The sequence below is a fragment of the Rhodopirellula europaea 6C genome, from assembly GCF_000338295.1.
Lineage (GTDB): Bacteria > Planctomycetota > Planctomycetia > Pirellulales > Pirellulaceae > Rhodopirellula > Rhodopirellula europaea.
Map to the genome: position 1 here is coordinate 165,812 of NZ_ANMO01000211.1, position 26,316 is coordinate 192,127.

The following is a 26,316-nucleotide window of genomic DNA, read 5'->3' on the forward strand; positions in this document are numbered from 1 at the left end:
AAATCGGTCAGACAAGCAATGATTCGATGGGTTTGCCGTTGTCAGTGATTGGAATGGGACGGTCGCCGTCATAAAGCAGTTTTTGGGGATCGATCCCCAATGATGCGTGAACGGTGGCGAATAGATCCGGAACGCTGACGGGCGATTCGACGATGTTTTGCGAGAGTTCGTCCGTCAGTCCGTAGGCTCCGCTGTGGTTCAGGCCGCCACCGGCCAGAACACAGGTGAAAGCCTTGCCTTGGTGGCCGCGACCGCCGCCGGCGTCGAAGCCTGGTGGGCGTCCAAATTCAGACGAAACCATGATCAGGGTTTTGTCCAGCATCGAGTGCTTTTCCAAATCATCGATCAACGTGGACATAGCGGTATCGAGGTCGCGAATCAGCTCGTGTTGTTTGTTGATACCATCGTTGTGGACATCCCACCCCGTGCCGTTGATGAAGTTCAGGTTGTGAGACACTTCCACAAACCGAACGCCTCGCTGGACCAAGCGTCGAGCCAGCAAACATCGTTGACCAAATTCGCTTCCGTATTGATTGCGAAGTTGGCCGCTCTCATTTTCCAGTTCGAACACTTCTCCGAACTCCGGACCTGACAATCGCAGCGACTGTTCGATGACCGAATCGTAGTTTGCGACAGCCGAATCATTTTCGTAGCGTCGTCGTGCCGATGCTCTTGTTGCACTGAGCAGTTGCTCGCGTCGAGATTGACGTTCGGCATCGATCCCGTGCGGCAGTGACAATCCGGACGGTCCTTTGCTGGTATCCGTCAGATATAGGTAACCACTGGATGCACCCAGGAATCCCGGGCCGCGAGTCACATTGGGATAGCCGATCAAGACGTACGGCGGAACGCTGGAATCTGCTGCACCAAGTTCGTGTGCAACGACGCTGCCTAGTGACGGGTAGGTGACTGTTCCTGTCACAACACGACCGGTGTGCATTCGGTTGGTCGCGGCCGCGTGTTCATCAATCACGTCATGGTGCACCGTACGCACGGCCGTGACACGATCCATCCGTTCGGCAAGTCGTGGCAGGTGTTCACAAACGGAAACTCCGGAAACCGCCGTGTCGATCGATTTGTACAGCGAACCCGGTTTTCGAGCCTTTTGGTCGCCCAATCGTTTGGGATCAAACGTGTCGATCTGCCCCATGCCGCCACCAAGCCAAATCGAGATGACGTGTTCGGCTTTTCCGAATGGCGTGGCGGCCTTTGATTCATTGGCTCGCAACAATCCATTCACGCCAGCGGATGACGCGGCAATGGCGGTGCCGCCTGCTGCAACGTTTTGCAGCCAACTTCGTCGAGATTGCAACATCAGGGGATCCAGATGAATTCGGGGGAATTGAGCAAAGACCAAATGACGTCTTCGTAGTTCTGACGCCACGTCGAACGCAATCGTGAATCGGGGGCATCGCCGTGAACGGCTCGCTGTTCTAGTTCGAGTTTGATGCTGTTGGCACGGTCGGCCAAATGGTTGGACCAAGAGACATGCTCGAGTTCCGGGAGTGGTTCTGCACGCTGGCGGTGAGACATCGGAACGATCCGGTCATCAAAGCCATCACTCAGCACATTCGCGAAGAGTTCGCGTTCGTCTTTGGTAGGTTGGCGTGACAAAAACCGAACGAACAGTGATTCGGTCAGCGAATCTGCCGAATTCGATTGCACGGCCAAGTCAGCTAGTTCGCTGTCTTCTGAGGCCGCGACCGTCCAGGATGCAAAGACGGAATTCCCAACCGCGCCGGGTTGCAACACGTTCGGGTCTTCGTCTCGGCGATCGATAGCCGATTGCCGCGAACCGGTCCAGCCGAATGTTTTCATCACATCAACGATCACGCCCGCACGCGGGAACGCGAGGCTGGGACGGTCGCGTTCATTGGACAACGTCGTGAACTCCCACGCTCGTTCGGGAGCGTCCAAATGAATCATGGTTTGTGGCGGTCGGCGGGCTTCGGGATCGAACGTCAGTGGTTCGACGTCCAAGGGGCGCCCTGACGAAACCACCATTGAATCGATGATTTGTTCGGACGACATGCGGCGACGATCGGGGGCCGCGAAGAAACGATTGGCCGAATTGACTGGATCGTTTTGGCCGACGGCTTCGCGTTGATAGACCTTGGTTTGCATGATTGTGCGAACCAACTCTCGAAAGTCATAGTCGCTGGCAACAAAATCTCGTGACAACCATTCCAGCAGTTCCGGATGGCTGGGTGTCGCTTTTTCCCAATCACCGAGCGGCTCGACAAAACCGGTACCGATCAGTCGTTGCCAAACGCGGTTAACGATGACCTTGGCAAAGCGAGGGTTCTCCGGAGTCGTCACAGCGACCGCCAGCTTTTCACGGGCATCGGAAGGTTCCCGCATCCATCGATCCAGTCGCGAGGTATCGACGAGATCGCTGAAGGGCCAATTCGGTTCAATCGCTTCGCCGGGTGGCAAAGTGACCTGGATCAAGGAGGCTCGGCCAGGATGGTCCTCAAAGAATGCGGCTGGAACGCTGCTGCTCGCGGGGACCTTCAGTTCCTTTCGAGCCAACATTGCTGCCAGTGAGTACAAGTCTTCTTGGGTCGTGGAGTGATAAGGTGAATCGTGGCATCGAGCACACTGCAAATTCATCCCCATGAAGGCTGAAGCGGCGACGATGCAACGTGTTGCTTCGGGAGCATCATTGTCGGCCGCCATCCCGAATCCGGCGCTGCCGCCTTCGTAGCGACTGCCATGCAGCATCAACAGTTCTGTCGCCATTCGGTCGATTGGTTTGTTGTCGATCAATGAATCGTGCAAGAAGAACCGGAACGGCCCGGTGTTGTTGAGCGAAGGTTTCAACAAGTTGGGGTTCTCGGCGAGCAAGTCTTGCCAGAAGCTGACCCAGTGATCGGCGACCTCATCTCGCTGCATCAAAACTTTGATCAGACGCTGACGTTTGTTTTCGGCGGTGTCAGTGACGAATGCGAGATACTGCGATTCCGTTGGCGGCACTCCGATCGAGTCCAAGTAGACGCGGCGGACGAATGATTCGTCATCGACCAATTCCGCATCCGCTATTTCGACGGTGTTTGTTTCGTCGGACCAAGTCGCACCTGCGGAGATCCAACGGCTGAGGATCGCGATTTCTTCGTCGGGAATTGCCTCCGATGGAGGCATCCGTTCTGATTCGTCGGGCGAGCGAATCCTTCGCATCAATTCGCCAGCGTGTGGGTCGCCGGAAACCAGAAGCGTTTCACCAGAATCGCCGCCCGCATGGATCGCTTCGGCGGAACTCAATTGCAAACCGCCTTCGCTGTCCTCGTCATGACATCGGAAGCAACGTTCCCGCAAAATCGATTGTGCTTGCAGCGACAAAGTTTGGGTTTCAGTGTTCGCGTCGATCGATTTCGCGTTGTTTCGATACGCTTCGATCTTTGCGGTCAGGAATCGGTCAATGGAGTGAGCAGCCTGGTTGGAGTTCTTTGGCACGGTCGGAACTTCGACTGCGGCAAGTGACTCGATCCACTCATTCGCTCTCGCGTGACGTTCGTCCCAATAGTCATTGTGTGCAGCGGCACGACGCCGCCGAGTGCTAATGTCGTGTGCATCGAGAATCGATTCGACTTTTGCCAATTGCTTGTCGATGACTGCGTCGGTGATCGGTTGACGCGTTTCTTCGTTTCCGAAGTCAGATGCAAGCAACCAGAACGGCCCCGTTCCGTTCAACTGCACGGCGACCATGGTTTCATCGGGTTCCGCTCGATATCGAGTGCCGCCAACGATCGTTTCGAGAATGAGTCTTTTGTTGCCATTCTTTTTGACAGAGTGCTCGGCAATTGTTTCTTGCACCCCATATGCCAGACGCCTCAACCCGGGCCCCGGTCGTTCCGGCAACGGTTCGACTGGGTTGTGCCCATCGGTACGTCCGTTCTGCGGGCCGATCGCTGCGATTTCCTCGTCGTTCATCCAAAGCCGAGACAAACCTCGCGTGCGAACTAGAAATCGATGGTCGCCCGCGGGAATCGACAGTTCAGTTCCCACACGCAGGTAGACGGCTTTCGAATAAGAATCGCGAATGCCGTGCGAGTCGTACTTCTGCGGCAACCGCGAAAGCAGCATGGGAGCTTCGATGGAAAGCGATTCACCTTCGTCGGCTTTGACGACGGGCCATTTCGTGTGCGTCGGGATGTCGTCCTTCCACCACCAAGTGACTTTGCCAGGGGACAGCAACATTTCCGGTGGTTTGGGACGCGGTGGAGGCGGAGGATTCCAGCAATCTTTCAGATCCTCGTCTCGAAGCAATTTGCGAGAGACGGTCAGTTGATCGATCCAGCCTCGGAAGCTGGATGAATGCTGACCTCCCATGGACGAACCGATCCAAACCGGAGCGTCATCAACGATAGGGTTCTTCTTTGTTGGTCCGCCCATGTCCCACTTCCCGGCGACCGGCTTTCCGTTCAACCAAGCTCGGACACTTTTGGGTTCGCCGAATCGGTAGGTGACTGCAATGTGATTCCAGGTCGCGGTCGATTCGATGCCTTCGCTAGACGTCCAGCGGTGCCAAGGTGTATTGCCAGAGACTTCCGGTGTTGCGAAAAGTAGGCTGATCCGGCTGCTGCCGTTGAGTTGCCGCAAACGCATTGCCCAGTTCTGATTGTTGGATGCGTACTTCTTCTCGTGAGTCCGTCCCTTGCCGATGATGTAGACGTTTTGGCCTTCGCCAATTTCGTCAATCTTGACGATGGCTTGAATTGACAACGCGTCTCCGTTTTCAAAATCCCACTGCGAACCGCTGCCTGGATCATCGATGACCAAGCGTTCGCCTTTGCCATGAAATTGAGCCGACAGGTTGCCGGGTTGAGCTTCCGCGTATTCGGGAGGCAACGGTCCAGGGACGTTCCACTTGATGGAACCGTGAGCGCGGATGTCCGGCTGGGAGGTTGGAGTTGATTCCAGCTTGGTGAAGTCCAATGCCGCCACCGTTTCGCTAAGGCTCGTTTGTTGAGCAAACGCTGACACGGAAAGAAGCTGTGCCGCGATCAGGGCAGCGAAACTGGCAACGTTGATACAACACCGGCGCGCGTTATTGCGCGACCAAGCGTGATCACACGCTCTCGTTGTGATTCCAAACGAAAACATGGCAATTCGGGGTGGGATGGGGAGGCGGGAGGGGCCGATCTGTCAGATCGACGCACCCACTATAGACTATCCGGTCCCCCCGTGCGCACTTCAGCGTGATGATCACCGCCGCTACCTCTCGATGACGCGATCGCATCGGGCGCATCACGGATGCGGCTTAATCCGTCAGCAATTAACTCGCTATTGGTAGCGGGCTCGTACTTCAGGCAATGGATAGTCGGTGACGTCTCGGTCGCCTTCTTCCGAGTTGATTTCCCACAAGCGTTGATAGCCTCGGGTCACCAAATCGATCATCTCTTTGGAGTGCTCAGGGTCGAGTTCGGAAAGAGCGAACGGCCCTTCCAATTCGATTGGTGGAATACGAGCGTCACGGATGCACTGAGCGAGGATCGGATTGCAGCGAATGTGGCGTTCGGGCGACACGTGAAGTTTCTCGGGATCCAATTGCCCGATGACGTAGCGAAGATACAGATCGCTGTCCACGATCGACATTACATCTTCGCCGCAGACTTCGCAGCGATACCCTTCATCACACTTGGCCAAACGAACTTCCTGGACTGAGAGAATTTGGAATCAGTTGGTATTCAACAACGCCATCAATTCTCCCGACGTCGGCGGGTCACACAACCGGAATTTTGTCATTCGACCATCGGAATCGTCGTACAAAATCATCGTCGCGGCTGACAGATCCGCTGCGGCGGGCGAATCGATCAACATAGATGAGTCGCCAGCGTTGAGAGCTCCAACCAAACGCAGTTCCAGATCGTGATGACTTTGACGCGGCAACCAACGATTGAGTGTCTCGGCGGACGGAAGACTCACGACGACGAATATGTTGACTGCGGGGCCTTCTCGCAAAACAGATTGAAAAGCGTCGCAGCCGGATATTTGGCTGGCAGCATCCAACGAGAAGTTCATCGATTCAGGCTGCCGCAAATCGCGGAAGCGGTCGAGCCCATCGAGGACGACAAGAATCGGTGTCTCGTCGTTGTCAGGTAGCTCCGCGATCGGTGGTTCCTCCGTTTTGTCACTTTTCGCTGACACCAACGTTCCGCCGGAATCCAAACTGAAGGCAGTTGCAGTGGACGAGGCGTCGTGATCTTCAGGCGAATCGGCGGGGGTCTTGCCAAGTCGTGCGTCCACCAATTGCGAGAGCTGGATCATCGCCGCTTCGGCGTCGCGCGTTCGCACGATTTGACCGCCGAGTTGTGGGTTGTGCTGTATCCAATCGGCCGTCGAATCACCTTCTTCGGCACGGGAGCCATCAAAGTGGATCAGCGACATGTCGGGTCGATGAGCCTTTGCCGAAGCGATGATGCTGCCCAGAATGCTTGGGCGATTACGAGCCGACCCGACCAGCACAGCGTTGCGACCGGTGTTGGCTTGCAACCGTAATGCGCAAGGAGGCCCGAGTTCGACTGCTTCCCCGAGCAATCCGACCAGCGTGTCGGAGGAACTAGATTCCGCGATGACTTCTCGCGCCATTTCCGCCGTGAATCGTCCGGGGCGGTTGCCTTTGAAGACGACCGAGGCGCCGAGCTCTTGCGTCCACGATTCGTCACGTTCGGCTAGCTGGTTGAGCAGTCGGACTTGTTCCGCACTTTCCAGGTAAGCGACTTGGAAAGGTTGGTTTCCTTCGACCAAGCCGCTTTCGTCGTTGTAGATCGCTTCGCCAGGACGCGAAATTAAGCGAGCGGCGGTGTTGTCGTCGGACAAGATCAATGCCGCGTCCGCTTCGCTGCATTGCATGGCGATGCGAACGGCCATCTGACCCAACGTCGCTCGCGGCAGACTATTTGCGCCGGCCAGCGATTGACTGCTGAGGACAACGTGAATGCCAAACGAGCGACCTTGGCGAACCAATCTGTCGAGCAACGCGGTGCAGTCGGCCGCCAACGAATCGTCTCGCGTGAACAATTCTTGGAATTCGTCGACGACCAGCATCAACCGTGGCATCAATTTATTCGGGCAAGCCCGACGGTAAGATCCGACCTCTTGCACACCAGCCGCACGAAACAATTCGCCTCGCGTCGTCATTTCGGAATCCAAACGTTGCAGCACGCTCCGTCCAAATTCGCGTTCACTCTCAATCCCGATCACTCGAGCGTGTGGAAGTTTGGCGTCGGCGTAGATTTTGAATTCCACACCCTTTTTGAAGTCCAGCAAATAGAACTGCAATTCATCGGGTTGATACATCGCGGCGCCCGATGTCACGATGCTGTGCAGCAAGGTGCTCTTTCCCGAGCCGGTTTTACCTGCAATCAAAACATGTTGGCGAACGCCTTCGCCCAGGTCCAAGGATCGATTGCGTCCCGCACCAGAGCTGCCGATGATCACTTCCAAACCATCCGCAGAGCTAGACGTGTTGTCCGCACTGGGCAGTTGTTCGCCGGGGAGCAGGGAAGTCAACGGCACGATGACTTGGGAAGCTTCCTGTGCGAGGCGTCCGATTCGATTGATCAAAGCCGAGCGGTCTTGAGGCATGGGTGGCGGGGCAGGCCAGAACTCGAATTCGTCCAGTCCAGCGTTGAGCAATCGCCAATGGCCGGCTGTGATGCCTTCGTCGAGCAAGCGAACTCGACGTTTAGAGGCGATGGGAATGATGCCGGCTGAGTCGGCCGCCGGTAATTCGCTGTTCAGACTGGATCGATCCAGTCCATCGAACGCCACGGACGGATCTTTGCGAGCGGCTTCTTCGCCGGAGTCCAAGCCGGCTTCGCCGTATTTCAATCGCAACAAATTCGGGTGATCAAACATCGGCATGTCTTCCGGCCATTCGTGTTTCTCATCAACGACCAGAATGACGAACACACCGCATCGGATGCCGCTGCGAATTAAAGAACCCAGATGCGAGTAGGCTTCTCGGGACAATCCATCGGGAAAGCCGACTGCTGCGATGGCTTCGTACGGTTGGGCGAGCGAACCGGCGACTTGGTTGTAATCTTCCAGACGTTCGTATTGATCGCGAAGGCAAGACTGCAAGAGATTCTCGGCTTGATGTCCAATGTCAGCGATTCGTGCCGTGATTTGGTCACCTTGAGTCCAGACGCGGTGATGGATCAGGCTCGGATCATGGTCCGCCAAGGCCAGGAAACTGGAAAAGTTCTGACCACGGCCCGCTGGGTCAATCAACGTCACACGAGCTTTGCCTGGCGGGGCGGCAGAGAGCAAACGCCAAAGAATCTGGTGGGCGATCTTGATCCCATCTTCGATGTGCGCCGTCGGTGCCTCGATGATCACGCCGGAATGCCGGCGACGATGCATCGCAATCGGCATCGTGTCTGGAACCTGCAGCCGATTGAGAATGTCGGCTTCGTCGTTCCCGTGCCCATTGGTTTCGGCGAGGTGCCTGGCGTTGTATCCCAATGCCGAATCAAATTGCTTTTTCAGGCGATTGCCCAATCGGAGCGATCCGATCGGCAAAAAATCAATGCCGGGATGCAGTGGTGGAGGATCGGAGAGCAATTCGTCCCAATGAGGATGTCGATATTCGACCAGGTCATTGGCCGCCAATATCCGTGTCATACCGCGGTGCATGCCGGTGTTCAAACGTTGGGCCAATGATTCCAACGTATGCTGATGTTGCTGCACGACGGCCTGCAAAGTTTGTCCCGCCGCGGCATCGGATTGGCTGAGTTTTTGCGAGATCGCGTCAGCGGTTTGTTCCGCACGTTCTCGCATCGTTTGCTGTAGCTCGTTGAATCCCGTTTGAAACTGTTGCTCGATACGTTGCAATTGTTCGTTGAGCCGGGTTTCTTCGGCGGCCTGCTTCGCTGCGAGATCTTCACGCAGAGCCTTCAGTTGGCTTTCTTGCCATTGATGGGCCTCTTTAATATGAGCGTCACGTTGTTGGATGAGTTCAAGACTGGCTTTTTTCGCCGCTGCGGTTGAGATTCGTTTGGCTTGAACCACAGCGTCGTGAGATGCCAGTCTGATACGTTCTGTAGTCGGATGCAGGGAGCGTGTCATCCGTCGCAACGGCCACATCAGAATCAGATAGCAGGTAAAGCCGATCAATCCAGCGACGACGACCGAACCGATCAAGTAGTGAAGAAGCGGTTCCGCCTTCATCAGGATTGACGTACCGGCGAACAGCACCAGAAGTACCGCCACGAGTGACGGCAGGTAGTAAACTGCGTCGACAACGTGAGCGGCAAAACCAGTTTGCATCTCGGCCACAGTGGACTTTAACCGTCGGTTTTGCCGCCGAATCAGATCCAGTGCATGTTCGACAGTGGCAGGTTTCGACTCGCCGAATTCCGCATAGAGGTCATTCGGTGTTTGAGTATCAAGCAGACGGTTCAACCGGCGAATGGTCAGAGCACGTGCCCACTCGATGTCCTCATTCGATTCCGCGAGAGCGGTGTCGAGTTGGTGATGCTCCTTCAGTGCAAGCTTCTTAGGCTGGTCTTTGCGAGCGTCATATTGATTCTTGACCGCGATCAGTCGTTTTTCGACTTTGTTATTGATCGCCGCTTCTTCCTCTGCCAATTGGCGTCGGAATCTTGCTGAGCAACGACGCAGCTCGTCGCGGGTATGCAGCGTTGCGGACTCGTATGCTGCGATCGTTTCTTCTTGAGCAGCGTCCCACTGCTTGAGAGTGCTAAGCCGATCAGCTTTGCAGTCCTGTTTGACTGCGGCTAGTTGGTCAGCGAGCTTTTGTTCGATGTCCGCATGTTGGTCACCTTGTTGGCGAACAAGTCGTGCGTGTTCCTCTCGAGACGCCGCAACGCGTTGTATCAATCCATGAAGCAGACGGCGTTGGCGTTCCGGAGCAAACAGCAGCGCAGGCGAAACAGCAGAGTCTTTCATGGATTCGATTTTAACCCAAGCTGGACCGCTGCGTGGTACCAAAGAGGTTGCTGGCTACAAAACAAAAAGGCTGAAGTTTGAGCGGTCAAAATGCGTGACATTGATTCACGAAAAGTTCCCTCATGGTCGCGTATTCGTGCACTGTGGACATCGATCGGCAGAGTGGATTGCCAGTTCGACAACGATGTTGACGCAACAATCCAGAAGACAAGATGTCAATCTTGCGGTGATGGATCATCAGATGCGGGTTCCGTTTTCACGATCTTTCCGTTAGGAAGCGTGACGTCCACGCGTGTACCGCGATTGCCAGTTGTCGCTGAATTGTTGGAAGATTCCTGACTGCTTCGAGATCGTTCCTCGGCTTCTGCACTGATTCGATCGGAATGATCCGTTTCAGTTGCCACCGTCCAATGGCCGTCCTGGATATTGATGCGACCGCCCAGAGCATGAGTGATGTTGCGAACCAAGTACAATCCCAGCCCCGTGCCCTGTTTGCTTCGTTCTAATTCACTTCCCAAACGAACAAATCGGCCGAACACCTTCCTTCGCAAGTTCGCTGGTATCCCGGTGCCATTGTCCAGGACCGACACAGTGACATCGCCCGAAGGAGAACAAACCGCGGTCAGTTCGACCTTGGGAGGTGATCCGCCGTACTTGATCGCATTGTCGATCAAGTTGCGAAATAGGATTTCGATCTGCACGACCGGAGCGTGCACGTGGATCGCGGGGCAGTGAACGCGAACGGTTTCGGGTGGCATCTTGTACCGCACGCAGGCGCCTTGTGCACATTTCGAAAGGACTGTCTCCAAACACAGATCGCTTGCTTCGTACGCCTCGCCGCCCCGTTCGACCCGGGCAGCATCCAAGAGGTGATTGATCAAACTGTCGAGCCGCTCGACGTCCTCCAGCATGATCAAGTGAAACTCCTTCTGTTGTTCCACGCTGACATCGTGTCGGGTCATGGTCTGCAGATAGAGCTTCAATGACGCGATGGGGCTTTTCAATTCGTGCGTGACTGAATCGATGAAGTTGGATTGGCGACGGTTGAGGTTGAATGCTTTGACCGAAAGCGTCAGGTAGGCGATCACTCCGGCCAAAATCGCGACGAGCAGCGGCGCACCGGCCCCCAGCATCACCCAAAACATCCCCGAGGTAGAGTCATTTCGGACGGCGCCCCAAACCGTTCCGCTGATCCAGACCGCGGTCAGCAGGACGACCAATACGATTAGAACGACACCCAGCGTGACGGGGGTTCGTAAAGTCAGCGGGCGGTGTGAGATCGGCGTGACGATAGCCATGTCCTTTGCAGGTTGAAATTGAATCGGACCGGACACTTGGTTGCTTCGGTTCGAATCACCCAAACGGGCGTTCACCAGTCGCCGCCCCGGTCCGGTGCCTCAAGCCAGCGTTGTCACACGAACTTCAGCTTTGGAAAACGTTGTTGCCGGTCAGGGCTGCCAAACGAGATCAAGCGCGAGTGTGCGGCTATTTCAACGTTAGCAACAAATCGGCCTTCACCATAGCGTCAGCTAATTTCGGCTACACGTCGTGAAAGTTTATCGGGTTTGAGGTTTAAGAACTGCGAAAGAACTGCGTCCAGTGAGCGATCGATCAGTCAGGATGAGGCTTGATTTGATGTCGCTCCGATGGGTGGGACAAATTCGCTGAGGCCAAAAATGGGGCAAAACTTCCTCAAAAATCTGACTCCGACCATGACGGCGGTTGCCCAACCGGCAATAATGAACCATCGAAGACTAAGTGTCTTCTTCATTGCCACGCGGAGTTAGGATGATGCGTGCCGAAACGCAGCAACGACAGTATTCCGAGAGAACGCTCCAGCAGGTCCGTTTAGACGGGGTTCGTGCGCTCGCGAAAGCAAAGTTTTGTCCAAAAAACAGCGAAATCATTCGCTTGGCGTGCGTCGATGATCGCGCCGAAACGGATAATCAATTCGGCAACCAGCTTTGGTACTTCGAAGCCAAAGGTGTTGATGAAGGACACCACCGTCAAGATGTATTCGGTGTAGTCGAATACCAGATCCAGTTCGGATTGCAGGAATTGGTCGAGGACGGTGTTTTCGACACTCCACAGGAACGCGAAGGTTTTCGCAGTCTTTACGACCGCGAAGTCAGCGGCCCGTCCTGGCACCACCCTGCTAATCGACTGCTACTGGCGGCGATGATTGCCATGGCTGCATTGACCTTGTTCCTGCTGACGCTGAAGAATCTTTTGGCGTGAGCTCGATCATCGCAGAACCGACCGAGGATCTACCCGCTTCCGACGAACGGCAAGGGACTTCTGGCACGATCATTTCCGTCAACGGTCTGCAGAAAGTCTATCGCGGAAATTGGTTGCGTTCTTCTCACGTCCACGCGCTCTCGGGCGTCACTCTTCAAGCGGATGCCGGTCAGGTCTTTGGTTTGCTGGGCCCCAATGGTGCCGGCAAGACAACGCTGATCAAAATTTTGCTTGGCGTCATTCGTTCTTCCGGCGGATCCGCCAGCCTATTTGGATTGCCCGCTGGTTCGGCCGCTGCTCGTCGGCGAGTCGGGTATTTGCCGGAATCTTTACGAGTTGACCGTCATCACACCGCACGTTCGGCCTTGAAATACTACGGACGGTTGAGCGGATTGGACGGCACGACGATCGGAAATCGCAGCGATGAACTGTTGAAGTTGGTTGGTCTGGACGGTCGAGATCGCGAGCCGGTTCGGCGCTTCAGCAAGGGGATGCTGCAACGTTTGGGTTTGGCGCAGGCCTTGATGCACGACCCAGATTTGTTGGTGCTGGATGAGCCGACCGATGGATTGGACCCGGTCGGACGATCGGAAGTCCGACGCGTGATCGAGCGGCTCCGCGATTCGGGCAAAACGATCTTTCTAAACAGTCACATTTTGCACGAAGTCGAATTGGTTTGCACTCATCTGGCAATCATGGCAAAAGGCCGAGTGCTCGCCTCCGGACCGATCGACAACCTCAGCGGACCTGGGTTGAACGCAGCGACATCGGAATTGACAATCCACATGGAGATCGACCTGGAACGATCCACTCTGGACGAGCTGCAGGAACAACTGCAGCCGATGATGCCCGCTGACGCGGCGTGGCAATTGGTACGTTCGCAAGGAACCAAAGACCTCTGGCGAGTGCAATTGAACTGCGACGATCAAGCGGATGTCGACGCGAGTGTGGATTTGGTGCGTGGGATGGGTGGATCCATCGTGACGTTGCAACCGCACCGCCACACGTTGGAAGACACGTTCATGCGATTGGTTCAGCAAGCCGGTGCTCCCGTCCCCATAGCGTCGTCTTGATGACGACGCCCTCTTTGCGCGTCGCGGCGATTCCGACGCTATCTGTTTCGAAAATGATCCCGGGAGAGAAGCTTTGAATTGGCGACCCTATTTCGCCGTGGTTTGGGATTCGTTTCACGCCGCGATGGCTTCGCGTGTCTTGTGGGCAGCGATGCTGGCCATTTGGATCCTGCTGGCGATGCTCGCCCCGATCGGCGTCCGCGAGGATTACACGACGACGTTCCGTTTCTTCGATGTCTACAACGGGACGCGAATGAAGGCGATGCTCGCACAGGGCATGGTCGATCCCAGCCAAGAAGACGCTCCACTGGGCCGGATTGCGGAGGCGATGCCCGAGGAATTGTCGAGAAAGCTAAAACGGGTCGGGGAAGGCGATGAGGTTCGAATCCCGTTGCCAATGTTGACCGACGCATTGAATGAGTTGATCGATCAAGAGTTCAAACTCGCGACGGGTAAAGTCGACGACGACGAGTCCGAAAAAGAGGCTGACAAAGACAGCAATTCGCGGCATTGGTATGACGCGGTCGCATGGAAAGAAACGGTCCGCCTACGAGAGCTTCGTGAGCTCGATGAGATGCCCGCGGAAGAACTGTCGGATTCCTTGGTCCGACGCAGGGCTCGGTTGCGAATCGAAGCCGCATTGCCCGGCGTGTTCGAAGCGAGAAGCGCGCGATCAGTCTTGTTGACCTACGGAACGTTGGACTTCCCGACGGGTTTCGAGATCGATCGAACTCAATTCGAATCTTTGTTCAATCAGTTTGTGATTCCGACATTGGTTCACTGGTTGCTCGGTTTCGTGCTGGTCTTTTTGGGCATCTTGGTCACCGCGTCTATCATCCCGGACATGTTGCAAACGGGTTCATTGCATCTGCTGCTCAGCAAGCCTGTTTCTCGTCCCGCATTGCTGATCGCGAAGTTTGTCGGTGGGTGTGCCTTCGTGTTTTTATGTGTCGCACAATTGGTCATCGGACTGTATTTGATCGCGGGATTGCGGTTAGAGATCTGGAACCCTCGCATTTTGTGGTGCATTCCAGTTGCGGTCTTTCTTTTCGCGGTTTTCTTCAGTGTCTCCGTTCCCGCTGGATTGAAATGGCGATCGCCAATCATCTCGATCGCGGCCGCAGGCGCATTGGCGGCGATTTGTTTGGTTTTCAGCATCATTGCGGGTGTGTTCGACACGCGAATTGTCCAGCCTGATCGAATCGCGGGCCTGGTGCGTGCCGGTGACGATCTGCTGTCGGTCACCAACGGCGGTGGACTGAATCGAATGGACGAAGAGCAGCTGCAATGGGTGCCGGTGATCGAGAGCAAGGCAATGTCGAACGATCGCGTTTTACGACCGGTCGCGATTGACGATGATCATGTTCTGACCGCGAGAATCCGTAACGGCAAGTTCAATCCGTTTGGATCTGGATCTCTCGATCTGATCGTGTTGGCGCGTGACAACGATTGGAAGCCTCAGCCGGGTTTGCGTTTGCCGACCGCGACGGAACGGCTGATTCCAATTGGCATGACGGCCGGACCAGGTTCAGGTCATACGTTGGCGGTCAACACGGCGGATTTGCTGATCACTCACAACCGAGACATCTTGTCGTCAATCGGTAAAAAGGTGGAAGACAGCGACAAAGAAGCCGGTGACGAGAACGACGAAAGTTCAGATGGTCGTTCGCCGCGCGGCCAGGCATCCAACTCGATTGGTGCTTGGTTGAGTACGCTTGTGACAATGCAGGGCGGTGCCACCGAAGAGTTTGTTTCGATCTTGCCACGCAACGTGGCTCTCAGTCCACCGATACGATTGGCGGTGCCGCCGCCAGTCAAAGACGCGGCGGAAGGCAGGTCCAGCGAAACAACACGCTTGCTGATACTGAATGGAAGCCAATTGCAACAATTGGAACCGGACGGGGACCCAGTCGAAAATGTGTGGCAGCGAACTCGCGCCGTCGACTTGCCTCGGTCGGACACGCCGCTTCCACCTGTTCTGGCGGCGTCAGGTCGCTACGTGATTGCCAGCACCGGTGACGAGCTCGCTCGCGTGTTGGACGGTAGCGAATTGAGTGAGTTCTATGTCGGTGATTGGCCGGAAGACATCGCACCGCTCTCAGTACATGCTGTGGCAGATAATCTATTCCTCGTGGTGACAACGGAAGGCAACGGCCATCTGCTACATGTTTTCGACCATGATGCAGACGACGATGTGTCTGAGCATCGTTTGCAGATCATTGCGACACTGCCCGTCGATGACATTGAGTCCGCAATGGTTGAAACAGTCGCAGACGCTTCGATCGCCCGGATGTTTGTTGCTCACGATGTCGATCGAATCAGCGAGTTTCAGGTCAGCAAGAATCTGCAATCCGCTGACCTGACATTGATTCGCAGCATCGAACCGGAGAGATCGTTCTGGCGACGAGTCGACCGGTATGGAATCGGTCTACTGGAGTTGCTGACGCCTCAAGTGTTGGCTTTAGGCGACACCACAGCGGGGATGGTGTCGGGTAAGAAGGCATTCATCATCGGCGGTGGTGACATGGAAACCGGCGAAGTCGTTCGATACGGAATCGTGAAGCCGATCGTTAGTTGCGGCGTGTTTATACTCGCGATGCTGTTGCTGAGTTGCGTGTACTTTACCCGCAGTGACTTCTGAGAGGACGGCGTTGGTTTTCGGCTTGACGCCCTTCTGGGGATCGGCAACCGACCATCAGGTGAGCGGCGTTGATAGGCGATTGCAACGCATGCATCAGGAATGTCATCCCTTCCATTCCTTTCGATGCTCTCGCGAAAGTCACGTTCTGATGCTCAGCCCATCAGCACGGTCGCGTGATTTTGTTTGCTCCGACATGGTGGTCGATGCCAGTGCATTCGGCGTAACCCAACCGAAAAACTATCGATCGTGACGATTGTCGCGTTTGAGTGAAGCTGTAGTGCGGAGGCTTCATGCAATGTTGCGGAAGTCCGCCGTGTGCACTCGAAAGTAGGGCTAGTTTTGTAATGCCCCGCTTTTTCAATTCTTCATGTTTCACACTTTGGTGGGGAGAATCCGTATGAATAAAACCGAGCGTATCCTATTCGTGGACGATGATACCATCGTTCTTCGTGTGCTCAGACGCAGCATGGAAGAAGACTACGAAGTCGAGACCGCAGATTCAGGTCAGAAGGCACTCGAAATCCTGCGAAGCACATCGCCGATCAGTTGCGTGGTCAGCGACATGAGAATGCCCATCATGGATGGCGTCGAACTAGTGCAGAAGATCGCATCGGAATGGCCCGAGATCCCTTGCATCATCCTGACGGGCAACCAAGACGAAGAGAGCGAACGGCGGGCAATCGACGAAGCAAACGTTTTCTGTTTGATGAATAAGCCTTCCCCTCGAGGCGAGATCATCGAAGCGATCGAACGTGCTCTCAGTTGTCGGGATGCAAAAGAATTTCCAGCCCAGGCAGACGCTCAGTTCACGGTTACCGTCTGATCGCCAGATATTTCGCGGCGAGCAAGTCGCGTCCGATCTTCCTAACCTAGGAAAGAGTCATGAAGCGTTCTCTCATTCTCGCATCAGTAGTTGCTTGCGTCGGGATTCTGATGACGGCCGCAACAGTGAACGTTGTTCGTCGATCCGCGATGCGCTACGACCAAGTCCGGTTTGAGCATTTAGCGGACCGATTGCACGGTGAGTTTCAGCGTCGGATGCATCAGAGTGAACTCGGATTGGTTGCGGTCCAGTGTCTCTTTTCGGCTAGCGAATCAGTTCGCTACGACGAGTTCACCAACCTGCTTTCACAAATCAATTTTGACGATGAGTTTCTCGGGGCAGAAGCATTCGGCTACTTAGAAATTGTGCCTGACACCCCAGAGGCACTGGGATCTCTTAGCGATGAATTGGTCGCGTCTGGCTTGCCTCCACTGCGATTGTTGACTCCCCAAACCGCTGGTGTTCCTTACGATCGAGTTGGTGATGATCGACTCATTCCGGCGCGATTCATTGTCAAGTTTGTTCAGCCTGGAACACGGTTTACCGAGGTAATCGGTTTCGACATGGGCGAAGATCTCTCACGCCGAAGAACGGCCGAGCTATCCGCTCGTACTGGGCAGGCATGTATCACACCGCGTTTGCAACTTGTCGGTACGAACCCGAATGAAGCGAACTTTCTTTACATGGTTCCTCACTACCGAGGCCTTCCAAAGAACGAAACTGAGCGGTTGGAATCAATTGTCGGTTGGGTCGGCATGGTCATCGACACCTCAGCTGTATTCGAAGGCTTGGAAGCTGCAACCGGGGCGGAGCTTGGGTACCATCTGTATATTCAGGAAGACAACGAGGGAGCATTCAAGGTCGCCTCAAGCGGCGAGTTAGGCGACTCATACGCGAGTCACTTCAAACACCGAACATCAGAAACGATTGCCGGCCAACGCTGGAACATCGAGATGTTTCCAACACGCGTTTTCGCGACGACCGCTTCTTCATTGGTTTGGACGGTCGGTCTAGGAGGAGCGTGCTGCACAATTCTGGTCTCCACATTGGTATTCCTCTTGAGTTCAAGTGCATACAGAGCCAATCGAGCCGCTGCAAAGATGACTGTGGATCTTCGAAAGTTGGCGATGGTAGCTCAGCGGACGACGAACTCCGTTATTATCACTGATGTCGATCGACGAATCTCCTGGGTGAACGAAGGCTTTACACGGATCAGCGGGTACGAACTACACGAAGTGGTTGGAAAAACACCTGGTAGTTTCCTACAGTGTGAAGAGACTGATCGGCGAACGATTGCGGAAATACGCAATGCGCTGCGTGAGAAAAGTGGATTCTATGGGGAGCTACTGAATCGTCGAAAGAACGGAGAGCACTATTGGGTGATTCTTGATATTCAGCCGCTTCACGATGTCGACGGAGAACACATTGGGTATTTGGCGATCAAGAATGATGTTACCGAAGCCCACCAGGCAGCCGAAGAACTAAAGCAAGCCACGCAGCGAATTGAGTACGCATTGGACGGGGGCAGAATGTCGATCTGGGACTGGGATGTTCAGAAGGATCGAATCATCTACGACAGCCGATGCTATTCGATAACAGGGCATACAACCTCCAAGGATGGTGATCCAGCCGAAGCATGGTTTGATCGTATTCACCAGGAAGATCTTGAGCATGTCAAAAGAGAAACTGGCCGATGCATACAAGGAGAAACAGAGGTCTTTCAAATTGAATGGCGGTGCCGCCAAGCGGACGGACAATACAGCTGGTTGTTTGCTCGCGGGCAAGCAGTTCAGCGTGCAGAGAATGGGCGGGCGACCTTCCTGGCCGGTACAACGATGGAGATCAATGAGCGAAAGCGTGTAGAAACAGCGCTCATCGAGAACACGAAGCGATCGCAAGCAATGTTCTATTCGTCGCAAGATGCGATCCTATTCTTGTCCGATGGGGAAGTATTGGACTGCAATCCAAGAGCACTTGAATTGTTTGGGTTCAACTCGTTAGAGGATATGCGAGGCGTCGATGTTCTCTCTCTGTCACCCGAATATCAGCCTGATGGAAAGCGTTCTGACGTTGAAGGCGACAAGATCATGCAATTGATCCGTCGAACTGGAAAAAGACATTTTGAATGGACGCATCAAACGAAGGACAAACGGCCAATAGAATGTGACATTTCTGCTGTGTCATTTGAACTATCGGGGCGGGTCTATGAGCAGCTAGTGATCCGTGATATCTCAAGCAAGAAGGAACTGCAGCGGCACCTCGCGCAAACTCAAAAACTAGAGAGCATCGGTCAGCTTGCCGCTGGTGTCGCTCACGAGATCAACACGCCAATGCAATGCGTGTTTGGTAACGTCGAATATCTGAATACGGCATTTGACAAAGCATTTGCTCTCATCAATTCTTATCGGGAACTGCGGAATGACGAGAATCCGAGTGAGCTGGCGCGAAGGGTTGTACCGAAGGCCGAAGAGTCATGCCGTTTCGATTCCTTGCAACGCAACATCACAGAGTCGATTCAGGAGGCTCATGATGCATCCAATCGCGTGATTGATATCGTGCGAGCGATGAAGACGATGTCGCATCCTGGCACGTCGGACAAAAACATCACCGATCTGAATCAATTGATCCGCGACGCGACCACCGTGGCACGGAATCATTGGAAGTACGTCGCACATTTGGAATTGGAGTTGGATGAAACTGTTACCCCCATTCCGCTCTTTCCGGCGCAAATGAGTCAAGTGATCTTGAATCTCGTGGTCAACTCGGCCGACGCAATTGAGGACCGAACCGGTAGAGAATCGCACGAGCTCGGCACGATATCAGTTGCGACCCGCAACATTGGTGATGACATTCAAATCATAGTGAGTGACACTGGAACTGGAATGCCAGAAAGCGTCCAGTGCCGAGTATTCGATCCGTTCTTCACTACGAAGGATGTTGGAAAAGGAACTGGCCAAGGGCTTGCGATCGTTTATGACGTTGTTGTAAAACAACATGGTGGGACCATTAAAGTAGACTCCGCACCCGGGCAAGGCACGCGGTTCACGATCACGCTTCCGGCCAACGTCGATTTGGAATCCAATTTGCTCCCCGAGGGCAACGAACCAGGAGCCGTCGAAACAGGAGATGCAATGGAGGCAACTGTTGGATAGTCCGGCAGCTTGATCCCAGCAGTGCAACGTGACACGCTATCCGCGTTAAGGACTTGCAGACGCTGTGATCGGTAGCGAACATGGAAGAAGTGCTATTCCGCCTATTTGTCGGCTTGAATCGGTCTTGCAAACAGAATGCCTCTCAGCCGATCGTAGTATTTGTATCCTGAGGCTTGTTTTGACCCGGCGATGTTGTGCCATCGCTTGCTGGTCAGGCTCCACTTGTAACCGTTGACGTCTCCTTCGTCGTCCAATCGGAACTGCATCACCCCGGATCCAATTCCAGTATTTGAAACGGCTTCGACGGGGCTTTCGGTCTGGTGACGAGTGTCGAGTTCTTTGGTGTGAGCTCCCATTGACGAATCGAATACACGAACCTGAACGGTCGAGTCTTCCTGCAGAGGTTCGATATCCCAAGCCACCATGATGTGACCCGTGCTCGCGTTGTCCCGCTCAAAACGCCATGAATCATCGTACCGAGCGACAATCAAATCACCTTGCTTTAGCTCTGCAGCGTTGCGGAAGACAAGCCAATCGTCCGGTTGCTGTTCTTCGAAATAGTCGTAGAACAGTCCCGCGAGTGGTCGAGTCATCCACATGCGACCATTCTCGGCCGATGGGATGGAGGTGCGGTGCTTCTTTAGGTGCTCTCTGATTTCTTGATAGTGGTCCGGCAATGCATTTTTCAGCAAGACCTCACCGACGAATCCGCTGCAGTCGAATTTGACAACGCCTTTCTCGAGGTCGATGACGCTCTCTTTTCGATGTGTGTACTCGGTCACTTTCAATTTCGACCAGACATCTTTGACTTCATTGACCAGCAGAATCCGCGGAGTGTTTCCTTCCAGCGGATTCGTGTCGATGACGATCGGCGGAGTTGGTGTCTTCTTTGTCGAAGCGGTCGGCGAACCGACCTCGAAAAGGACAAGCAGTGCAACGAGGATCACAGAATTAGACATGAGGCAGGCGTGGTGGGAGGTTGCCGAGGTGAAGAGCCACATCGGAGGCGGGGAACGCATTGTAGGTCAATCTGGTTCGCCGTCGGGCGTTTCGGAGATATTCCCGTCGCCGTGTGAGTCAACGCTGCTCAAGTAGAAAATGCAATCGTTGCGGAAACGCACGTATCCCAAACAAATCGTAGGAATGCAGTAGGCAGCGACGGATAGCGTCGTGGCTCCCGATTGAAACAATCGAGGCGTGTCCAAGTGCGGATCACCGGCCAACCACGCCAATGCCAGATAGCTTCCGTTTGCGAGAAGGCAGAAGTCCGCAACGAACCATACGACGCGCATGCGAATTGCAATGGCGGCTACGATCGGAACCACGACACCCAGGACTGGGCCAGACCACAGCGTCAGCAACGGATGTGGATCGGGTGAGTGGATCGAATAGGGGAGCCGCCAGGGCGACAATTCCAAATCAACCAAGCTTGCACCGCCAAACCATCCGCCAACAACGTGCCCTAATTCGTGAGTCAACGTCATGACGGTCCAGCTCACCAGCAGCAACGATGCGAACTGAACGGCGACACGCACCTGAGATGGAATTGACATCGAACCAGCTATTGCGGCCCTGTCACTTCCCAGATCACGCCACGCGTTTTTGTGGGATCGATGAAGCCGGCTTTCTTGCTGAGCACACCATCATGAGGCGTGTCGCTCTTGGGAGACATGCCCCGACTAGGCAGCTCGGCAAAGGTCTCCCGAACGTCTTCAGTTTCAAAGCACAGGTGATGAAGTCCCTCACCGTGCTGATTCAGATGGTCCATCAGTGGATGATCATCGGTCAACGGTTGCACCAATTGCAGATGCAGGTTGCCCATGTCCAAATGGGTCAGCCGAACGTTTCCTGATTCGATGTTTTCGTCAATCACAACCGGAAGTCCCAATTGATCGCGGTAGAACGACAGGGCTTCGTCAGTGTTGCGAACCACAATGGCGATGTGATCAAGTTTGTTAAACAGTGGCGACTGAGACACGGGAACCTCGGAAGGGAATCGTTCAGGCTTTGAGTTTTTGGAAGGCTTCGAGCAACGCGTTTGTGCCACCAACGTTTCCTGGGAATACAACGTATGCGATTCCTGGGAAGTGGCTGTCGGCGGGCATCTTCCACACCGGGACTCCGGGCAGAATTTGACCCAGCACCATCGCGTGTTTGGCCTGCAAACCTTTCGTTGCGACGTCGCTGGATGTGATGCCACCCTTGGCGATTAAGAATCGTGGACGCTTGGTAAGTCTTCGGACGACAGAAACCAATGCGTCTGACACACGGTTGCCAATCGAGAGACTGGATGCGGCGTCACCGCCCGTCACCAACTTTCGAGAAGACGACAAAACGACGTTGGATGATTGGAGCGATTCATTGACCAACTCAGTGAGCTGCTGCAGATAGGATTCGCTGTCATCGGCCAGCAGCTTGTCGACGTCCAAAACGACCGACTTCAGATCGGGTTCGTTGTCGATCAAACACTTGAGTTGCTGGGTTGTTTTTGGAACATAGGAACCGACGACAACCAACCCGGTTTGCGTATCGCCATCGACCATTTCATCCTGCGTCAGTAATTCGCGTGGTTCCAACCCAGCGAATGCCTGCACGAAACTGGCGGCCGTGCGATAGACGAACGTTTGCCCCTGTTGTTCAGCATTCTGTGCGGCAAGCACAAATGCTTCCATGTCTCGCATGCAGGCCGCATTGACGATGCAGACTGAACCCGGCGTTAGTTTGGCCAATCGTTCAGCAAGTGACGACAGGTCCGGCGAGCGGAGTTCGTTCAAATCGACCGACGCGATTTGGTCTTCGCCGATGCTACCGTCGTGCTTTTCGACTACCCAACGCTTCAAGTTGCTGTTTTGGAATCCAAACGCCGCATCCTGCGCAAAAGGCGTTTCCGCCGCGGGAATCAACTGTTCGTCTTCGGCAACATAGTGAACGTCACCGATCGTGTAGCGTCCCCCCTGCAAGAAGAACGGGGCGATCACGTGAACGGCGTCGGAAGTACCAACGGCTGCTGCAATTGCATCGACTTCGGCGGGGTAGTGACCTCGCAGGGTCGAGTCACTGCGGCTAACGACCACAAACCGTTGCTCGGTTTGCTGGGCCGCCTCGTTCAGGTTGGCTCCGATTTCGTTCGCCAATTCGATCGCCTTGGGCTCCGTCAATGAACGTGAATTGGTCAGGACGTAAAACAGATTTCCTGGCGATTCGAGCGCTGCGGCCAATTCGTCCACGCCCCACGTGGTCAAAACCGGAGTGTCGTAGACGGTTTGCGTCCCCGTTGGATCATCGTCCAACACAACGATCTTGCGATTGGATCGGTCGTTGTTGTCCCGGATTTGATCGAGCAATGATTCCGAGCGTTCTTCCGCGATGCCTTCGAGGGCTTTCGAGAGAGTTAGTGTCATGGCAAAACGTCGAAGAGAAACTTTGGGGGAAATGGCCAAACACAATTGTTCGGTCGAGCAACGAGCACAGCAATTTCAGGGCTCGATCGGACTATCCAACAGAGCAAATGCGCGGCAGGGAGCACCGTCGCCCCCGGCAATCTTCAGCGGAGTGGCGCCGAACAAACATGTTGGCCCCGGGAGTGAGTCTAAATTGGTCAGTCCTTCAACGATGATCACGTTGCCGCCGAGCAGTATCTCATGGATCTCGGTGACGGCAGGCAGATCGTTGACATCCGCGACGGACGGTGGTTCCACACCAATCAATCGAACCTTTCGCTCAACCATCCAGCGTGCCAATTCGGGGCTGATCGGCTGAAAGTTGTCTCGGTAGTAAGCCGGGTCACCGACGTGTTGACTCCACATCGTCCGGAACAACAGAGCGTCACCAGCGGGAAAACTTTCCGCCAGTTCGCCAAGGTGTCCGATCTCGATGGGAGTCTTGGGCGGCAGGTGCGTCAGATCGACAATCCATGCCGTCCCAAAACAATCTTGCAGCGGAATTTGATCAATTGTTTGTTCGCTTGCTTCGAAATGCAGCGGAGCGTCCATGTGAGTGCCGCAATGCGAATAGAGGTGCAATGTGCTCGCGTTCCATCCGTCTCTGGCTTTGGTGAACTTGCTTTCCCATTCGTAGCCTCGCATACCAGGTTCAATACGAAGCGTTAAATCGATCACTTTCATCGTTGAGGCGACTCCCAGCATCCGGACTCGGAAGACGCGTACATGGCTTCCTGCACCGCCAAGCTTTTTAGGTAGCTCGGCCCGTCTGTTTCGAATGGCTTCCCGGACGAAAGGTTGTCGATGAAGTGTCGCTGCGTCGCGAATACGCAGTCTCCGGCGAAACCATGTTGGCTAGGGGAATAGACTTGATCGCGTTCGGCTTCCCCAAGGCTCTGAATCGTCAAGCGTCCGTCGTCATACAGCCGAATGCTGCCGCCGTCGCCCTCCAGCAGAAATTCGCCAAAGGTGTAGCGAGGATTGTTTGAAGTGGATTCGTTGAAGCGATTGGCATCGTACAGCCCCATCGCACCTTCTTGAAAACGGAATACCCCAACGGCGGTGTCTTCGCCAGCGATGACTGGATTGAGTTTGCGATGCCAGCACCAGGCTTGTTCGATCTCGCCGCCGAGATACCGAAAGGTGTCGATCGTGTGAATGCCAGCTTCGAAGATCAGGAACTTTTCCATCGTCTGGAAGTATGGCTGGCGAGCCAGATACGCTTCGGGGCCATGTCCATCGCCGGCACGATTGCGGAAAGAAAGCGAATGCAGACGATCGCCGATCACGCCATCATTCATCAGTCGCTTCATTTCGCGATACCAAGGCTGAAAACGAAAGTTCTCGTGCACCATGAAGCGAATGCCTCTTTCGTTCACCAACGAAACCATTTGGCGAGCCTCCTCCACCGTAGGTGCAAGCGGCTTTTGGCAGATGATCGCGATTCCCCGGTTCGAGATTTCGTTGACCAACTCGAGGTGCGTGTCGGGACGTGTGATGATGTCCACGAAGTCGACTTGGTGTTGGTCGAGCATCTGTCGGTAGTCCGAGTAGACCGATTTCACGCCGTGTGTTTGAGCCACATCGTTTGCTTTGTCCACGTCAACATCGCAACAAGCAACAATTTCGACGTTTGGCATTCTCTTCCAAGCGTCGTAATGAAACTGGCTGAAGTAGCCGGCCCCGATCACGGCACCTCGGTAGATTCGTCCATCAGATGGTGAATTCATGCTGCCGCTCCTGTTGATGGCGAAGACGTGCCGAGTTCTTCCGCGATGGAACGGTCAGGCGAGATTCGGAACCACATGAAGATTGCGACAACATTCAGGACCGCTGCTGAATAAAAGAACGGTTCGTGTGCGTCGAAGTAGGCCACCAAGTATGGGAACGAAAGCGAAGTCGCAAAGGCTCCCAAGTTGCCGACCATGTTCATAGCACCACTGACGGCACCGGCGCTCTTGCCTCCGATGTCCATGCAAGTTGACCAGGAAGGACTGAGGATCATGTCACTTCCAAAGATTGCGATGCACATGCAAATGACCGCGGACGTAGGACTGGTCATGTTGACGCATAGGCTCATTCCAATCGCACCCAGTGCAAATCCAATCGCGGCTGGCAGCCGACGAGAAAGTTTCCATTGGCCTTTGCTGTAGAGTCGATCCACGGTGAAGCCAGCCAACCAGTTTCCCACGACGCCAAACAGCAACGGCGCCGCGGCGTAGAGCCCGGTTTGTTGGCTGGTCAGTGAGTACTGTTCCTTCAGGTACGGAAAGAACCAACTGACGGTGAAGAAAAACGTGAAGTTGTGCGCCACATACTGCACCATCAACATCAACATGTTGGTCGACCGCAACATCTGAGTGAACTTGATGGGAGCTTCCGCGACATCTTCGGTTGTTCCGGCACGCTTTGGCGACCGCGATTCGATGATGTGCGCCGCTTCGGCTTCTGACACGGCAAAGTGTTCTTCAGGCAGATCACGGAACAGAAGGAACCAAACCACCGCGAAGAGAATTCCAATCGCACCGAAGAACCAAAACGTTTGTTGCCATCCACCGAGTGCACCGATCAACCAAACCACGCCGGGCATCGCGAGTGCGGCCCCCAATCGGCCGCCTGAAAAGCTGATTGAGTTGGTGATACCGCGTTCGTTCATGGGCAACCAAGACGTGAACGCTCGTGCGAGTGTCGGATAACCTCCCGCCTCGCCCATCCCAAACAAGAATCGCAATCCGATCATGGCGGACAATCCACGAACGACGCCGGTCAACACTGTGAAGGCCGACCAAATCAGGCACACCACTGCCATCACCCGCCGCGGTCCGAATCGGTCAGCAAGCTTGCCGCTGGGCACCTGAAAAAGGGCATATCCCAAAGCAAAGGCCGACATGACCCAGCCCATTTGCTGGTCGGAAAACCCAAGGTCGGTCGCCATCTCTTCTTTGGCGGCCGAAATGCAAGCTCGATCCACCCACATCAGCACGGACAGCAAGAACGCGCCGAGTATCAGGAGAAAGCGTGTGGGCATCGGAGC

At 54.7% G+C, this 26,316-nt stretch carries 17 protein-coding genes; 5 read left to right on the top strand and 12 right to left on the bottom strand.

Annotation, left to right across the window (positions count from 1 at the left end):
- Positions 1 to 7 precede the first annotated feature (7 nt).
- The 5 genes from RE6C_RS21890 to RE6C_RS21910 form a co-directional block, all read right to left on the bottom strand.
- A complete protein-coding gene (locus RE6C_RS21890) occupies positions 8 to 1,315 on the bottom strand; it encodes a DUF1501 domain-containing protein (protein WP_008660153.1) in 1,308 nt (435 codons plus the stop codon).
- Positions 1,315 to 5,103, bottom strand: coding sequence for a DUF1553 domain-containing protein (locus tag RE6C_RS21895; RefSeq protein ID WP_039962953.1), 3,789 nt, complete (start codon positions 5,101 to 5,103; stop codon positions 1,315 to 1,317). The genes RE6C_RS21890 and RE6C_RS21895 overlap by 1 nt, the downstream gene beginning before the upstream one ends.
- A gap of 180 nt (positions 5,104 to 5,283) precedes the next feature.
- The gene (locus RE6C_RS21900; RefSeq protein ID WP_039962954.1) at positions 5,284 to 5,646 is read right to left on the bottom strand and encodes a hypothetical protein; all 363 of its coding nucleotides are present in this window, start codon (positions 5,644 to 5,646) and stop codon (positions 5,284 to 5,286) included.
- 30 nt (positions 5,647 to 5,676) lie between these two features.
- A complete protein-coding gene (locus RE6C_RS21905; protein ID WP_008660158.1) occupies positions 5,677 to 9,915 on the bottom strand; it encodes an FtsK/SpoIIIE domain-containing protein in 4,239 nt (1,412 codons plus the stop codon).
- Between the two features lie 215 nt (positions 9,916 to 10,130).
- Positions 10,131 to 11,213, bottom strand: coding sequence for a sensor histidine kinase (locus RE6C_RS21910; protein ID WP_390175927.1), 1,083 nt, complete (start codon positions 11,211 to 11,213; stop codon positions 10,131 to 10,133).
- A 460-nt stretch (positions 11,214 to 11,673) separates the two neighbouring features.
- On the opposite strand from RE6C_RS21910, the gene RE6C_RS21915 reads away from it, so the two are divergent.
- The 5 genes from RE6C_RS21915 (at position 11,674) to RE6C_RS21935 (ending at position 19,842) form a co-directional block, all read left to right on the top strand.
- A complete protein-coding gene (locus RE6C_RS21915; protein WP_236618420.1) occupies positions 11,674 to 12,153 on the top strand; it encodes a hypothetical protein in 480 nt (159 codons plus the stop codon).
- The gene (locus tag RE6C_RS21920) at positions 12,150 to 13,226 is read left to right on the top strand and encodes an ABC transporter ATP-binding protein (RefSeq protein ID WP_008660166.1); all 1,077 of its coding nucleotides are present in this window, start codon (positions 12,150 to 12,152) and stop codon (positions 13,224 to 13,226) included. The genes RE6C_RS21915 and RE6C_RS21920 overlap by 4 nt, the downstream gene beginning before the upstream one ends.
- Before the next feature lie 73 nt (positions 13,227 to 13,299).
- Positions 13,300 to 15,867: an ABC transporter permease gene (locus RE6C_RS21925; protein ID WP_039962956.1), complete on the top strand. Its 2,568-nt coding sequence runs from the start codon at positions 13,300 to 13,302 to the stop codon at positions 15,865 to 15,867.
- Between the two features lie 397 nt (positions 15,868 to 16,264).
- Positions 16,265 to 16,690 carry a response regulator gene (locus RE6C_RS21930; RefSeq protein ID WP_236618421.1) on the top strand — a complete coding sequence of 142 codons (426 nt, stop codon included), beginning with the start codon at positions 16,265 to 16,267 and terminating at the stop codon, positions 16,688 to 16,690.
- 59 nt (positions 16,691 to 16,749) lie between these two features.
- Complete coding sequence (locus RE6C_RS21935; RefSeq protein ID WP_008660170.1) at positions 16,750 to 19,842, top strand: PAS domain S-box protein; 3,093 nt, start codon at positions 16,750 to 16,752, stop codon at positions 19,840 to 19,842.
- A gap of 101 nt (positions 19,843 to 19,943) precedes the next feature.
- Here RE6C_RS21935 and RE6C_RS21940 read toward each other — a convergent pair whose 3' ends face one another.
- The 7 genes from RE6C_RS21940 to RE6C_RS21970 all read right to left on the bottom strand — a co-directional run.
- Positions 19,944 to 20,801, bottom strand: a complete 858-nt coding sequence (locus tag RE6C_RS21940; RefSeq protein ID WP_039962957.1) for a hypothetical protein — start codon at positions 20,799 to 20,801, stop codon at positions 19,944 to 19,946.
- A 66-nt stretch (positions 20,802 to 20,867) separates the two neighbouring features.
- Complete coding sequence (locus RE6C_RS21945; protein WP_052035022.1) at positions 20,868 to 21,326, bottom strand: hypothetical protein; 459 nt, start codon at positions 21,324 to 21,326, stop codon at positions 20,868 to 20,870.
- A gap of 77 nt (positions 21,327 to 21,403) precedes the next feature.
- Positions 21,404 to 21,820, bottom strand: coding sequence for a VOC family protein (locus RE6C_RS21950; RefSeq protein ID WP_008660174.1), 417 nt, complete (start codon positions 21,818 to 21,820; stop codon positions 21,404 to 21,406).
- Between the two features lie 22 nt (positions 21,821 to 21,842).
- Positions 21,843 to 23,243, bottom strand: coding sequence for a four-carbon acid sugar kinase family protein (locus tag RE6C_RS21955; protein ID WP_008660175.1), 1,401 nt, complete (start codon positions 23,241 to 23,243; stop codon positions 21,843 to 21,845).
- 75 nt (positions 23,244 to 23,318) lie between these two features.
- Positions 23,319 to 23,966, bottom strand: coding sequence for a cyclase family protein (locus RE6C_RS21960; protein WP_008660177.1), 648 nt, complete (start codon positions 23,964 to 23,966; stop codon positions 23,319 to 23,321).
- Entirely contained in the window at positions 23,963 to 25,012 is a 1,050-nt protein-coding gene (locus RE6C_RS21965) for a Gfo/Idh/MocA family protein (protein WP_008660178.1), read from the bottom strand. The genes RE6C_RS21960 and RE6C_RS21965 overlap by 4 nt, the downstream gene beginning before the upstream one ends.
- A partial coding sequence (locus RE6C_RS21970; protein WP_144054850.1) for an MFS transporter occupies positions 25,009 to 26,316 on the bottom strand: 1,308 nt, incomplete at its 5' end. The genes RE6C_RS21965 and RE6C_RS21970, both read right to left, overlap by 4 nt.